Origin of the sequence: Nocardia pseudovaccinii NBRC 100343 (assembly GCF_001613225.1) — a bacterium.
Taxonomy (GTDB): Bacteria; Actinomycetota; Actinomycetes; order Mycobacteriales; family Mycobacteriaceae; genus Nocardia; species Nocardia pseudovaccinii.
The window spans coordinates 33,340-45,860 of sequence record NZ_BDBY01000103.1; the positions used below are offsets into that span (position 1 = coordinate 33,340).

The 12,521-nt window shown below is 64.5% G+C and carries 15 protein-coding genes; 6 read left to right on the top strand and 9 right to left on the bottom strand.

What is annotated here, in order from left to right; all coding sequences use genetic code 11:
- Nucleotides 1-100 precede the first annotated feature (100 nt).
- The 3 genes from NP3_RS11800 to xylA are packed head-to-tail and all read left to right on the top strand — an operon-like array spanning nucleotide 101 to nucleotide 3,697.
- Nucleotides 101-1,327, top strand: coding sequence for an MFS transporter (locus NP3_RS11800; RefSeq protein ID WP_063824748.1), 1,227 nt, complete (start codon nucleotides 101-103; stop codon nucleotides 1,325-1,327).
- Nucleotides 1,324-2,499: a 4-hydroxybenzoate 3-monooxygenase gene (locus NP3_RS11805; protein WP_063040596.1), complete on the top strand. Its 1,176-nt coding sequence runs from the start codon at nucleotides 1,324-1,326 to the stop codon at nucleotides 2,497-2,499. Before NP3_RS11800 ends, NP3_RS11805 begins: the two co-directional genes overlap by 4 nt.
- Nucleotides 2,500-2,518: 19 nt before the next feature.
- A complete protein-coding gene (gene xylA / locus NP3_RS11810) occupies nucleotides 2,519-3,697 on the top strand; it encodes a xylose isomerase (RefSeq protein ID WP_063040598.1) in 1,179 nt (392 codons plus the stop codon).
- A 178-nt stretch (nucleotides 3,698-3,875) separates the two neighbouring features.
- On the opposite strand, the gene NP3_RS11815 is transcribed toward xylA, so the two are convergent.
- From NP3_RS11815 to NP3_RS11825, 4 genes are all read right to left on the bottom strand, one after another.
- Entirely contained in the window at nucleotides 3,876-4,094 is a 219-nt protein-coding gene (locus tag NP3_RS11815) for a hypothetical protein (protein WP_063040600.1), read from the bottom strand.
- A complete protein-coding gene (locus NP3_RS11820) occupies nucleotides 4,091-4,339 on the bottom strand; it encodes a hypothetical protein (protein WP_063040602.1) in 249 nt (82 codons plus the stop codon). Before NP3_RS11820 ends, NP3_RS11815 begins: the two co-directional genes overlap by 4 nt.
- Nucleotides 4,332-4,475, bottom strand: a complete 144-nt coding sequence (locus tag NP3_RS49050; RefSeq protein ID WP_169814485.1) for a hypothetical protein — start codon at nucleotides 4,473-4,475, stop codon at nucleotides 4,332-4,334. Before NP3_RS49050 ends, NP3_RS11820 begins: the two co-directional genes overlap by 8 nt.
- Before the next feature lie 109 nt (nucleotides 4,476-4,584).
- Entirely contained in the window at nucleotides 4,585-5,064 is a 480-nt protein-coding gene (locus NP3_RS11825) for a hypothetical protein (protein WP_063040604.1), read from the bottom strand.
- 238 nt (nucleotides 5,065-5,302) lie between these two features.
- On the opposite strand from NP3_RS11825, the gene NP3_RS11830 reads away from it, so the two are divergent.
- Together NP3_RS11830 and NP3_RS11835 are read left to right on the top strand one after the other, a co-directional pair.
- Nucleotides 5,303-6,187 carry a helix-turn-helix domain-containing protein gene (locus tag NP3_RS11830; protein WP_063040606.1) on the top strand — a complete coding sequence of 295 codons (885 nt, stop codon included), beginning with the start codon at nucleotides 5,303-5,305 and terminating at the stop codon, nucleotides 6,185-6,187.
- A complete protein-coding gene (locus NP3_RS11835) occupies nucleotides 6,177-6,389 on the top strand; it encodes a DUF397 domain-containing protein (protein ID WP_063040608.1) in 213 nt (70 codons plus the stop codon). The genes NP3_RS11830 and NP3_RS11835 overlap by 11 nt, the downstream gene beginning before the upstream one ends.
- A 128-nt stretch (nucleotides 6,390-6,517) precedes the next feature.
- Here the strand turns inward: NP3_RS11835 and NP3_RS11840 are convergent, their stop codons facing one another.
- Together NP3_RS11840 and NP3_RS11845 are read right to left on the bottom strand one after the other, a co-directional pair.
- Nucleotides 6,518-7,051, bottom strand: coding sequence for a DUF3145 domain-containing protein (locus NP3_RS11840; RefSeq protein ID WP_063040724.1), 534 nt, complete (start codon nucleotides 7,049-7,051; stop codon nucleotides 6,518-6,520).
- A gap of 120 nt (nucleotides 7,052-7,171) precedes the next feature.
- Nucleotides 7,172-8,002, bottom strand: a complete 831-nt coding sequence (locus tag NP3_RS11845; RefSeq protein ID WP_063040610.1) for a serine hydrolase domain-containing protein — start codon at nucleotides 8,000-8,002, stop codon at nucleotides 7,172-7,174.
- An 85-nt stretch (nucleotides 8,003-8,087) separates the two neighbouring features.
- Here NP3_RS11845 and NP3_RS11850 point away from each other — a divergent pair, with 85 nt between their 5' ends.
- Entirely contained in the window at nucleotides 8,088-9,275 is a 1,188-nt protein-coding gene (locus tag NP3_RS11850) for a serine hydrolase domain-containing protein (protein ID WP_063040611.1), read from the top strand.
- Between the two features lie 56 nt (nucleotides 9,276-9,331).
- On the opposite strand, the gene NP3_RS11855 is transcribed toward NP3_RS11850, so the two are convergent.
- The 3 genes from NP3_RS11855 to NP3_RS11865 form a co-directional block, all read right to left on the bottom strand.
- Nucleotides 9,332-10,462: an NDMA-dependent alcohol dehydrogenase gene (locus tag NP3_RS11855; protein WP_040688149.1), complete on the bottom strand. Its 1,131-nt coding sequence runs from the start codon at nucleotides 10,460-10,462 to the stop codon at nucleotides 9,332-9,334.
- A gap of 174 nt (nucleotides 10,463-10,636) precedes the next feature.
- Nucleotides 10,637-11,212, bottom strand: a complete 576-nt coding sequence (locus NP3_RS11860) for a DinB family protein (RefSeq protein ID WP_063040613.1) — start codon at nucleotides 11,210-11,212, stop codon at nucleotides 10,637-10,639.
- Nucleotides 11,213-11,289: 77 nt separating this feature from the next.
- Nucleotides 11,290-12,348 carry a phosphotransferase family protein gene (locus NP3_RS11865; RefSeq protein WP_063040615.1) on the bottom strand — a complete coding sequence of 353 codons (1,059 nt, stop codon included), beginning with the start codon at nucleotides 12,346-12,348 and terminating at the stop codon, nucleotides 11,290-11,292.
- Nucleotides 12,349-12,521: the final 173 nt, after the last annotated feature.

The following is a 12,521-nucleotide window of genomic DNA, read 5'->3' on the forward strand; positions in this document are numbered from 1 at the left end:
AAAATATCAATTGGATTTCTGATTGGCGGTCATTCTAGCGTGAGAGCCATCACAATCAGGGCCCGCTATGACCGGTCCGAATCTGCAGAAACGAATCATCATGAACAAGCTGTCGTCGTGGCCCGCCGTGCTGTGCTGGCTCATCGTCCTGCTCGAGGGCTACGACCTGGTCGTGCTCGGCGCCGTCATCCCCACCCTCATCGAGCACCACCACATCGGATTCACCGCGGCGCGTGCGACATTCGCCGCGACGATCTCGCTGGTCGGCGTCGCCATCGGCGCCGCGATGGTCGGGCCGATCGCCGACCGCTACGGCCGCCGCAAGGTGCTGCTCGCCTCGATCGCATTGTTCTCGGCATTCACCGCGGCCGTCCCCGCGGCCGGATCCATCACCATTTTCGGCGTATTCCGCCTGCTGGCCGGGATCGGCCTCGGCGCCTGTCTGCCGACGGCGCTGACCTTCATGGCCGAGCAGGTACCCGCCACCCGCCGTGCCTTCATCGGCACCATCACGATGACCGGCTATCACGTCGGCGCGGTGCTCACCTCGCTGCTCGCGCTACAGCTCGTTCCGCACTGGCAGCCGCTGTTCTATCTCGGCGGCATCGCGGGATTCCTGCTGCTGCCGCTGATCTGGGCCGAACTTCCCGAATCCGAGGCATATCTGGCCGCCAAGGCCGCTCCGGAACGGGTTCGCCCGACCGTGCTGCTCGCACCGCGTTATCTGCGCACGACACTCGGGGTGTGGGTTGGTTCGTTCATGGGCCTGCTGCTGGTCTACGGACTCAACACCTGGTTGCCGAAGCTGATGCGTGACGCCGGATACAACATGTCGACCTCGTTGACACTGCTGCTGGTGCTGAATGTCGGTGCGATCGTCGGGCTGCTGATCGCCGGTCCGCTCGCGGACCGCCGCGGCACGAAACCGATTGTCCTCGTTTGGTTTGCGGCCGCCGCCATATTGCTGGCCATGTTGAGCGTCAAAGTCTCCAGCACCGTGCTCCTCAATGCGCTGGTACTGGTCACCGGCATCTTCGTGTTCTCGGCCCAGGCGCTCATCTACGCCTATGTCACGCAGGTATATCCCGCCGAGGTGCGGGCTACCGCGCTCGGCCTCACCTCGAGTGTGGGTCGACTGGGCGCGATATTCGGTCCGAGTATTACCGGCTGGCTCATCGTCGCCGGATCCGCATACCCGTGGGGCTTCTACTTTTTCGCCGCGGTGGCGGGCGTCGGCATGCTCGCGATGACGGCGGTGTCCCGGTTCAGCACTCGGCCGGTGGAACCGGCCGCCACCCTCGACACTTCGAAGGGGCTCGCCCTATGAGGAATACGCGCACGCAAGTCGCCATTGTCGGCGCGGGCCCGGCGGGTCTGCTGCTGTCACATCTGTTGCATCGCTCCGGAATCGACTCGGTCGTCATCGATGTCCGCACGCACGAGGAGATCGCGACCACCATTCGCGCGGGCATCCTGGAGGCGGGTTCGGTACGCATGCTGGTGGATTCCGGCGTCTCCGATCGCGTACTCACCGAAGGCGACCGGCACGACGGTGTGGTGCTGCGCTTCGACGGTGACAACCACCGGATCGATTTCCGGGAACTGGTCGGCGAATCCGTGTGGCTGTATCCGCAGACCGATGTGTTCATCGATCTCGCCGACCGCCGCAAGACCGATGGCGGTGACGTCCGCTATGGCGTCCGGGATACCACGGTCCGCATCGATCCTCCGATGGTGACGTTCACCGAGGCGGACGGCCGCCCGGCCCAGCTGGCGGCCGATCTGATCGTCGGGGCCGACGGTTCACGTTCGATCTGCCGTCACGCCTTTCCGGATGGCCTGCGCACCGAATGGTTCCGCGAATATCCCTTCGCCTGGTTCGGCTTCCTCGCCGAGGCGCCGCAGTCGCATCCGGAACTGATCTACGCGCGCTCCGAACACGGCTTCGCCCTGGTCAGCCAGCGCACGTCGAGAATGCAGCGGATGTATTTCCAATGCGCGCCCACCGAACGCCCCGAAGACTGGGACGACGAACGAATCTGGGCCGAAATGCGCCGCCGCGTCAACGGCAATGGTTTCGCACTGCAAGAGGGCCCGATCAGCGGAAAGACGGTGCTGCCGTTCCGCTCGTTCGTCACCGCGCCGATGCGTCACGGCAGACTCCTGCTGGCAGGCGATGCCGCCCACACCGTCCCGCCGACCGGCGCGAAGGGGTTGAATCTCGCGCTCGCGGATGTGCGCGTGCTGCACGAGGTCATCGATGAATACTTCGCCCGGGGCACCGACGAATCGCTGCGTCGCTATACCGACCGCGCACTCGATCGAGTGTGGAAGGCTCAGCATTTCTCCTACTGGGCGACGACCCTGCTGCACTCGATCGACGGCGCTTCCCCCTTCGATCTCGAACGCCAACGTGGTGAACTCGCGATGCTCACCGAATCCGTACGCGGCGCGGCGTACTTCGCCGAGGGGTACACCGGAAGCTGGGGCCCGTCGTAAACACACCTGGAGGCATCGCGTGACCCGTCAACCCACCACTGACGACAAGTTCTCCTTCGGCCTGTGGACGGTCGGTTGGACGGGTACCGACCCGTTCGGCCTGCCGACCCGACCGGCGCTCGCACCGTGGGAGTACGCCGAACGCCTGGCCGAACTCGGCGTCTGGGGAATCACCTTCCACGACAACGATGTATTCCCGTTCGATGCCGACGACGCCACCAAGGAGCGCAACCTCGCCCGACTCAAAGCAGCGACCGATCGCTGCGGTCTCACCATCGAGATGGTCACGACCAACACCTTCACCCATCCGGTCTTCAAGGACGGCGGGCTGACCGCCAACGACCGCTCGATCCGCCGCTTCGGTCTGCGCAAAATCCTGCGCGCGGTGGATCTGGCCGCGCAGGTCGGCGCCACCACCTTCGTGATGTGGGGCGGCCGCGAGGGCAGTGAGTACGACGGATCCAAGGACGTGTTCGCCGCGTTCGAGCGCTACAAAGAGGGTTTGGATACGGTCGCCGGATACATCAAGTCACGGGGTTATGACCTGCGAATCGCATTGGAGCCCAAGCCCAACGAGCCACGCGGCGATATCTTCCTGCCCACCGTCGGGCACGCACTCGCCCTGATCGCCGAATTGGAGCACGGCGATATCGTCGGCCTCAATCCGGAAACCGGCCACGAACAAATGGCCAACCTCAACTACACGCACGCCCTGGGCCAGGCATTGTGGAGCGGCAAACTGTTCCACATCGACCTCAATGGCCAGCGCGGTCTCAAATACGACCAGGACCTGGTCTTCGGACACGGCGATCTGGTCTCCGCATTCTTCACCGTCGACCTGCTCGAAAATGGTTTCCCCGGCTATCCGGACGCCCCGCGTTACACCGGACCCCGGCACTTCGACTACAAGCCCTCACGCACCGAACATCTGACCGGCGTATGGGAATCAGCCAAGGCCTGTATGGCGACCTACCTGATGCTGGCGGACAAGGCACGGGCCTTCCGCGCCGATCCCCGCGTCCAGGAGGCGATGGCCTACTCCGGCGTCCTCGACCTGGCGCAACCCACCCTCGACGCCAGCGAATCGATCGAGTCATTCCTGCGCGACGACGAAGGTTTCGACCCGGACAAAGCAGCCGAACGAGACTTCGGTTTCGTCCGACTGCAACAACTCGCACTCGAGCACCTGATCGGCTGAGGCGCATTCCGCACCATCCCGACACACACCCGCTCGAATCGCTGCCCGCAACCAAGGATCCCCAAAAGAGATAGCGCAGCAGCCGAGAATGTATCGGTGGCGGCGAACAGCGAGAGCACCCCTCCACCAGCACATTCTCGCGCGATGCTCCCACACGCCCCCTATTTGGTCGCCCCGGTCACGGGTCCAGGTAGAGGCGCTCGCACGGAAGGCGAGGGTAGCGGCTGGTGGCGCCGAGATCGATGGTGACGGCATCGACGTAATGCTGCGCTTGGTGCTCGCGCACGAAGATCAATGCGGCGGTCAGGCAGGCGGTGAAGTCGAAGCGGGCGCCGTGCAGGAAGACACTCAGATGCACATCCGGCTCTGACGGGCGCGGAGATACATTCGCGCTCATCGGTTCTCGGTATCAATGACACTGATCGGCAGGACTTCTATTGCATCCTCTTCGTCGTTGTCGTCGTACTCGGCGCGGCAACCGTCCTCATCGATCTCGGTGATTCCGTCGGCGGCGTGGCGGAGCAGGACGCTATCGACCGGGGCGAGCGCCAACTTTTCCAGCGTGTGCTCATGGAAGACCGCGAGCAACGCCAACACCGACGGCGCTATCTCAGACTCACGTTGCCGTTCAACCTCACTCATGGCGCACGACTCCGATGCGGCGGGTCTCGAAATCGCCGCGGTCGTCGGCGACCCGCACACCAACCCACGGGCACGGCTGTGGGTTCGGCATGATCGGCGTGTGATCGGCGATGCGGTCATCGACAATCGCGACCATGCCCGCGCACAGTCTCGACGGGCATGCCACCGACACCAACTTCCCGGTGCTGGCACTGAATATCGCCGCGCCGCAAAGGGATACCTTGATCCATGGCCCACACGTGCACTCAGGCATTCGCGGCCCTTCGTCGCTTCGGCTGACCTGTGCACGCGCGGATCGCGTCGACGATGACGAGGCCGGAGGGGCGGAATGTGCATCGTGGTGGTTCTACCCAGCGCCGGAACTCGGCACATTGATTTGTGGGTGATGGAAGGGCGATAGTGCCGCCGGTGCGCACGACGGAGACGTCGAGGCGGAACATCTCCGCGAAAAGGCGCACGTCATCAGGGATGTCCGGGCGCACGAGGTATGTCCACCGACCCGAGCGTGGGTGCGACAGAATCGGTCCGATTTCCGAATCCTGTTGTTCTATAAGCGATTTGACCGCCTGACCGAGATGCCCGGGCATGATGAGCGCCCAAACATGCTCGGCTTTCATAATGATTCGCCCAAGATTGGGTGGGTCGATCGTGGCAGGTAGGTCGCACACCCGCCGGTAGAAGTGGCAGCGGGAAACCGGTGTGTCGCCAAAAGCTATGTGGTCCATACGTTTTAGACCTCTGCTTGCGTTGGATTGGCTTGAGCGCACCCGACCCCTGAACCTCCTCGAGAGCAGAGACCTCTCTTCGGGCGCAGTTCAAGAACACACCGCGCTATCCCTCCCAGCAAGCCCGCCATGGGTTTTCATGAGTATTTTTCTCAAAGTGCCAGAGCTTTTGCCGCCGATGTCCCAGACTTTTCCCATGACGACAAGCCCCCACGGGCGTAATGAGAAGTGAGGGAGCGTGACTGAAGACAACGACACCACCCTGCCGAGGCGTCAGCTTGGGCAATACCTCCGTGATGCGCGCTCGGCGGCGAACATGACTCTCGAGCAGGTCGCGCCGATGATGCAGTGGTCCACGAGCAAGCTGCAACGCGTGGAGAAGGGCCAATCGCCGAAGGTCCGCGAACTCGACGTGGAAGCGCTCTGCCGCATCTACGATATGGACGCCGATATGACCGCCGCCCTCAAGGGCCTGGCCATGCAGGCATCGGTCAAGAGCTGGTGGCACGCCTTCGACGACCTCATTCCCGGAAATTTCGACCTGTACGTCGGCCTGGAGTCGAGCGCCCAACAGATGGGCTGCTACCGGCCAGACGTGATCTCGGGGCTGTTCCAGACGCCGGACTACGCCCGGGCGCTGGATCGAAACTTCTTCCCCGGCATCACCACCGAAGAACTCGACCGCCGCATCGAACTGAGGACCAAGCGACAAGCCTTGATCACACGCAAGACCCGACCGGCCAGAGTTGAAGTGATCTTCAATGAGGCCTGTCTGCGATACGTGGTCGGCGGGCCAGCCGTCATGGCCGAACAGCTACAGCACCTCGCGGACATGCCCGCCAACGTGACAGTGCGCCTGCAACGATTCACGGCGGGATTCCCACTCGGCATCGCGCCTGGTCCATTCACCATCCTGGACTTCGGGTACGACGGTAAGGGGCGGCCGAACGCCCCGAGTGTCGTCTACGTCGAGTCGTACGCCGGAGACATGTACCTCGAGCGGGTAAAGGATCTCGACCGGTATCGTCGTGCCTACGAGGCTATCCAGCGAACGACACTGGATGTCGCCAACAGCAAGAGCCTGCTTCGCCAGGTAGCAAGGGAGTACGCGCGTGAACGTTGATCTGTCCGGGGCCAAGTGGTTCAAGAGCAGCCGCAGTGGTGGGGGCAAAGATTGCGTTGAGGTCGCATTCCTCGAGAGCGGAAACATTGGTGTTCGCGACTCGAAGAACCCCACCGGCCCGGCACTCGTCTTCGCTCCCGGCGAATGGGATGCCTTCGTCGTAGGTGCGAAGGACGGCGAGTTCAACCGTCAGCAGGGCTGACGATATGCCGAAGGCCCCGGGCTCAGCACCGTGAGCTCGGGGCCCTCTTCGTGTCGGCCTACGAACCTGATTGCGCCGAGAGTTGTTGGCAGAGAGGGTCGTTGCGCACTCCAACCGCATGTGCGCGATCAGCCGACGTCGCGGCGCAGCCAGGTCACCTCGGCGCCCGATTCGGTGCCGTAGCGGTAGATCTCGAGATCTTCGTCCCACGCGGTGCCCAGCGCGCGGTCGAGTTCGGTTGCCAGGTCATAGCCGGTGTAGTTGCCGAGTTCATTGTTGGCCTGCAGCATGGCGCGCAGACGCATTTCACCGATGGTGACATCGCCGTTGGCGGAGGTGGAGCCGTGCCAGAGGCCGAGGGTGGGCACGAAGCTGTAGCGCTCACCGTCGACGCCGTCGCTGGGGTCCTCGGTGACCTCGAAGCGCAGAACCGGCCAGGACCGCAAGGATTGGGCAATTCGGGATGCGGTGCCGACCGGACCGATCCAGTCGGTGGTCGCACGCAGCTGCCCGTCGGCGGGTTGCGCGGTCCAGCGCAATTTCGCGGGTGAGCCGAGCGCCGAGGTGAGTGCCCATTCGATATGCGGGCACAGCGCAGCCGGCGATGAGTGGATATAGACCACACCCACCGTCGCGTCCGCGAACTGACTCGATGCGCGCACCACTGACACCTCCAGCTTCGACGAGAAACGTCTTCCCCAACGATCCGTCGTACTGGCGTTGCCCGAGTGTACTGGAGTGCCCCGAGTTACACATGTTACTTCGGAGGCGTGTCCGACCTGTTACTTCGCAACCGAGTTCCGAGCGAGGATCACCTCGGCGATCACCGCATCGGAAAAGACGGGCCATGCCTCCCGTGCCCAGTCGCCGAAATTCTCGTCGCTCAAAGCGATACTCGCCACCCCTAATTCGGGATCGACCCACAGAAATGTGCCGGACTGCCCGAAATGGCCATAGGTACCTGCGGAATTCGATCCGCCGGTCCAGTGCGGTGATTTCCCGTCGCGAATCTCGAATCCGAGTCCCCAGTCGTTGGGACGCTGCGATCCGTAACCCGGCAGCACACCATTGAGTCCGGCAAACGCGACCGTGGTCGCCTCGGCGTGGGTCTGCGCCGAAATCAGCTGGGGATCCAGCAGTTCCGCACCGAAGCGCACCAGATCCGCCGCAGTGGACCGGCCCGCATGTCCGGCCGGACCGGCCAGCACGGACGCCGTCATGCCGAGTGGCTCGAATACGGCCTCACGCAAGTACTCCGGGAACGCGATCCCGGTCTGCTCCGCGACGAAGGCCGCGAGAATTTCGAATCCGGCGCTGGAGTAGATGCGCCGCGTCCCGGGCGCGGCGATCACCTCGGTGGTATCGAAGGCGATGCCGGAAGTGTGCGCGAGCAGATGCCGGACGGTAGCTCCCGGCGGACCCGCGGGTTGATCGAGTTCGATCGCACCCTCCTCCACCGCGACGAGCACCGCGTAGGCGACCAGCGGCTTGGTCACCGAGGCGAGCGGGAACACGCGCTCGGTATCACCCGCCGTCCGCGCACCGTCGCGGGTGACGACGCCCGCCGCCACATGCCGAACCGGCCAGTCCTTGATCTGCTCGAATGCACGCACGAAATGAGCGTACGAGACGCCCGTTCCCGGCGTGTCCGCACCGTCTGCACGGGAAAGTCGGTACCGCCGGTACCATCAACCGATCATGAGCGAACCCACCATCCACGGCGATGTGGCGGCCGGTTTCGGCCCCGTTGCCGACGCCTTCCGCCGCAACTTCGCCCGGCACGGCGAAATCGGCGCTGCCGTGGCCGTTTATGCGGGCGATCGCCCGGTGGTCGACCTGTGGGCGGGTCATCGCGACCGCCGCCGGACCCTGCCGTGGGAGCGCGACACGATCGTCCCGGTCTTCTCCTCGACCAAGGGTATGGCCGCGTTCGTGGTCGCCACGATGGTGTCGAAGGGGCTGCTCGACTACGACGAGCCGGTCGCGAAGTACTGGCCGGAGTTCGCCGCGCAGGGCAAGGGCACGGTCACGGTGCGTCAGCTGATCGACCATCAGGCCGGACTTTCCGGACTCGATACCGTGGTGCGGCTGCGGCAGATCGCCGATCTCGACGGTCTCGCAACGATTCTCGCGGCGCAGCGGCCCGCGTGGCGGCCGGGCACGCGACACGGCTATCACGCCATTACCCTGGGCTTGTACCAAGGCGAACTCGTGCGCCGCACCGATCCGGAACACCGCACACTCGGGCGGATCTTCGCCGAGGAAATCGCGAAACCGCTCGACCTGGACTTCTTCATCGGCCTGCCCGCCGAACAGAGCATGGAACGGATCGCGACCCTGGCCGCCACCGAGGGCGTGGACATCCTGCGCTACGAGCGCGATATTCCGGTGCGCATCGGTGCGGAGATCTTCGCCAAGCGCGGACTTTCCCATGCGGCACTGACCAATCCGCGCATCGGCGCGCCGGTGCGGGCGAGCAGGCGCGAACTGCTCGAGTTGGAGATGCCGGGTTCCAACGGTGTCGGCAATGCCAGGTCGCTGGCCAAGACATACGGCGCGGCGGCGGGTCGCACCGGTGCGCTGCCGATCGAGGACGCGGTGCTCGATCGGCTCGCCGCCGCGGCCGCGGATGATGTGCCCGCCGACGATCTGGTGTTGCACACCAAGTCTCGCTATCACCTGGGCTTCCGCAAATCACGCGGCTCGTTCAGCTTCGGCTCGGATAAACGCGCCTACGGCACCACGGGCCTCGGCGGCTCCTTCGGATTCGCCGATCCGGCAACCGGTCTCGGCTTCGGCTACTCGATGAACCGCCTCGGCCTCGCCGTCCTCGACGACGTCCGCAGCCGCAACCTCCGCAACGCCCTGCTCCGCTGTCCCGTCTGACCGAATCTCCGCTCGGCGTGCTGGTTCCGTAGCTCGCCGAGCGGTGACGCGGCGATTTACCAGTCGGCCTCGGTGTACTTGATGATGCCGCGAATGTTCTTGCCGTCCAACATGTCCTGGTAGCCCTCGTTGATCTGCTCCAGGGAGTACTGACGGGTCACCATATCGTCGAGGTTCAGCTGGCCGGACTTGTACAGCGACAGCAGGTGCGGCGCGTCCTGGCGGGCATTGCCACCGCCGAAGATGCAACCCTTGACGGTCTTCTGCAGCATCGACAGCAGGAAGCTGTTCAGCTTGACGTCGTTCTCGTCCATGCGGCCCATGGAGGTGACGACCAGGGTGCCGGCCTTGGCGGTGAGGATGAGGCCCTCTTCGATGTATTCGCCGTGCATCTCGCCCATGGTGAGGATGACCTTCTGCGCCATCCGGCCCTCGGTGGCCTCCATCAGCGGCATGATCGCGGCGGCCATGCTCTCGTAGGTGTGCGTCGCGCCGAACTTCTGCGCCTGCTCGCGCTTCCACGGGTTCGGGTCGATGGCAACGACTTTGGACGCGCCGGAGAGCACCGCGCCCTGCAGTGCGCTCATGCCGACGCCGCCGATACCCGCGATCACCACGGTCTCGCCGGGCGCGACCTGGGCGACGTGGGTGGAAGAACCGAAGCCGGTGGGGACGCCGCAGCCGACGAGGCAGGCGACCTCGAACGGAATGCTCGGGTCGATCTTGACCACCGAGGTGTGGTGCACCGTCATATACGGCGCGAAGGTGCCCAGCAGGCACATCGGGATGACATTCTCACCGCGCGCCTGGATCCGGTAGGTGCCGTCGCTGATGGCCTGCCCCATCAGCAGGCCCGCGCCCAGATCGCACAGCGCCATATTGCCGCTCACACACGCCGGACAGCGACCGCAGGCCGGGATGAACGACAGGATCACGTGATCGCCGACCTGCAGATCAGCGGGGCAGTTCGGCCCGAGCTTGGTGATCACGCCCGCGCCCTCGTGGCCGCCCATGACCGGGAATGCGGGCATCGGCGTCGCGCCGGTCACGATGTGGTGGTCCGAGTGGCACATACCGGCGGTTTCCATCCGGATCTGCACCTCGCCGGATACCGGATCGCCGACCTCGATCTCCTCGACCGACCACTGCTGGTCGGTCCCCCACAGGATCGCGCCTTTCGTCTTCATTCGTGTCGACCTCTCGCATGCACGGGCTTCTATGTGACTGCACCCACAGTACGAGAAAACTGTAACGCGTTCTAGTACTCGATCGAAAATTCGTCGACACGGATTGACGGAACCCCCGAACGAGTTCCAGTTCCACCCGACCGCGAACCCGTCTCGGACCGATACTGCCCGACTTCAGCCGCGCACGTCGTGCACATGATGGATTACGTCGTGCAGGAAATAAGCGGCCAGGGATTCGACCGTGAAGACCGAGCCGTCGCTGCGTCGCGCTTGGTTGCCGAGGATGGCTTCGGGGACCGACGCGAAGGCGCGCGCGACGGTCTCGGCCGCGTCGGTCAGCTCCGCTGCGACCTTTCGTGGATCCTCTTTGCCGTATTGATCGGCGATGGCGGTGACGTCCTGATCCCAGTTCGAGAAGACCGGAATACCGTCCTCGGACTCGAGGCCCTCAGCGTCGAACCCCGGAACCCTCGGATCCACCGCTTCGGTGCGGGCCGCGACGGCCGTGCGGTAGGTGAAGATTCGGCAGACATCGCGAACGTGAGCGGCATATTCGAGCGCCGACCAGGTGTCGTCGTCCGGGCGGACGGTGGCGTCATGTCGCGCGAGCGTTGCCGAGAGACGGCCCGCGTATTCGCGAGCCAGATCGGGCACCGCCGCATACGTGATCGACTCCGGGTCGAATCCGCATTCGGGACAGGAGCGTTCGAGGACCCAGGTCCAGTTCTTGACGTCGGGAACGATCGGCATGCGCCTACCCTAGATTGGCCGAATATCTTCAGCGATAGATATTCAGCCAGCTAGCGACAAGATCCCGACAGGGAAGTTCAATCCATCAGACGCAGCGCGCGTTCGAAGAGCTCGAGCGTGATGGCATGCAGGAAGTCACCGACCTGCTTGGGCGCCTTGCCCGCGAATGCGCGAGCATGCGTGCCCTCCAGCACAATTCCCAGCTTGAAGCAGGCGAGCACGGTGTACCAGGTGACATTGCTGAGGTCGCGATCGGAGAACTTGCCGTAGTGCTCGACCATCTGCTCCGGCGTCGGCAGACCGCCGACGGCGCCGAGCTTGCCGATCAGCGCCGCGCCCGTGGTACCCGGCTCCGGACGCGTCGCGATCTGCCAGCCGAGGTCGAGCAGCGGGTCGCCGATGGTCGACATCTCCCAGTCCACCATCGCGGCCACCTCCGGGCCGTCGTAGGAGAACATCATGTTGGCCAGGTGGCAGTCGCCGTGCAGGATGCCGGGAGTCCACTGCGCGGGCCGGTGCCGGTCCAGCCATTCCCCGACCTGCCGCACACCGGGAATCTCCGGGCCCGGATATCCCGCATTGGCCGCATAGGACTCGAGTTCGCCGAGCCAGCGCGGCACCTGACGCTCCAGGAAGCCATCCGGTTTGCCGTAGTCCTGCAGGCCGAGCGCCTGATAGTCGAGCGAGCCGAGGCGGGCGATGGCCTCCACCGCGGACAGGCCCATCTGCCGCCGGATCTCCGGATCGCTCGCGTGCGGCTCCGGCAGTTCGTTCTGCGGATTGAATCCGGTTATGGGCTCCATCAGGTAGAACACCGCACCGAGAACGGATTCGTCCGGGCAGGCGGCGATCACCTTCGGCGCGCGCACGCCGGTCCCATCGAGCGCGCCGAGCAGCCTGGCCTCGCGACGGATGACGTCATTGCTCTTGGCGCGCAAGTGTTTCGGGCCGCGGCGCAGCACGTAGTCCTGACCGCCGCGCGCGAAACGCAGCATGATGTTCTGCGTGCCGCCGCCGAGCGCGCTCACATCCTCGAACTCACCGGCAGGCAGACCCTGCTCGTCCATCCATTTACCGACGACGGCAAAGTCGACGGCTCCCCCGTCTCCCCGAACCTCTGGCCGATCGGCGAGCATTCCACCAGTCGCGTCGCGGGCCGATGGTTCAGCGGGTCGCTCGGTTCTGGACGTACCCGATGAGTTACCCATGTTCTCTCCAAATCAGTTGTCGCCCGAGAGCATGAACGCACGATCTCACTTCGGCGCTTATTTCGGCCATAGTAGGTCGCAAGCACGCACCGGACCTAACT

Excerpts from the sequence above, each read along its gene's own strand:
- NP3_RS49050 (WP_169814485.1), bottom strand. The coding sequence starts at position 4,475 with ATGGTCGCGATTGTCGATGACCGCATCGCCGATCACACGCCGATCATG.
- NP3_RS11800 (WP_063824748.1), top strand. The coding sequence starts at position 101 with ATGAACAAGCTGTCGTCGTGGCCCGCCGTGCTGTGCTGGCTCATCGTC.
- NP3_RS11805 (WP_063040596.1), top strand. The coding sequence starts at position 1,324 with ATGAGGAATACGCGCACGCAAGTCGCCATTGTCGGCGCGGGCCCGGCG.
- NP3_RS11865 (WP_063040615.1), bottom strand. The coding sequence starts at position 12,348 with ATGCTCGCCGATCGGCCAGAGGTTCGGGGAGACGGGGGAGCCGTCGAC.
- NP3_RS11860 (WP_063040613.1), bottom strand. The coding sequence starts at position 11,212 with ATGCCGATCGTTCCCGACGTCAAGAACTGGACCTGGGTCCTCGAACGC.
- NP3_RS11855 (WP_040688149.1), bottom strand. The coding sequence starts at position 10,462 with ATGAAGACGAAAGGCGCGATCCTGTGGGGGACCGACCAGCAGTGGTCG.
- NP3_RS11850 (WP_063040611.1), top strand. The coding sequence starts at position 8,088 with ATGAGCGAACCCACCATCCACGGCGATGTGGCGGCCGGTTTCGGCCCC.
- NP3_RS11825 (WP_063040604.1), bottom strand. The coding sequence starts at position 5,064 with ATGGACCACATAGCTTTTGGCGACACACCGGTTTCCCGCTGCCACTTC.
- NP3_RS11820 (WP_063040602.1), bottom strand. The coding sequence starts at position 4,339 with ATGAGTGAGGTTGAACGGCAACGTGAGTCTGAGATAGCGCCGTCGGTG.
- NP3_RS11815 (WP_063040600.1), bottom strand. The coding sequence starts at position 4,094 with ATGAGCGCGAATGTATCTCCGCGCCCGTCAGAGCCGGATGTGCATCTG.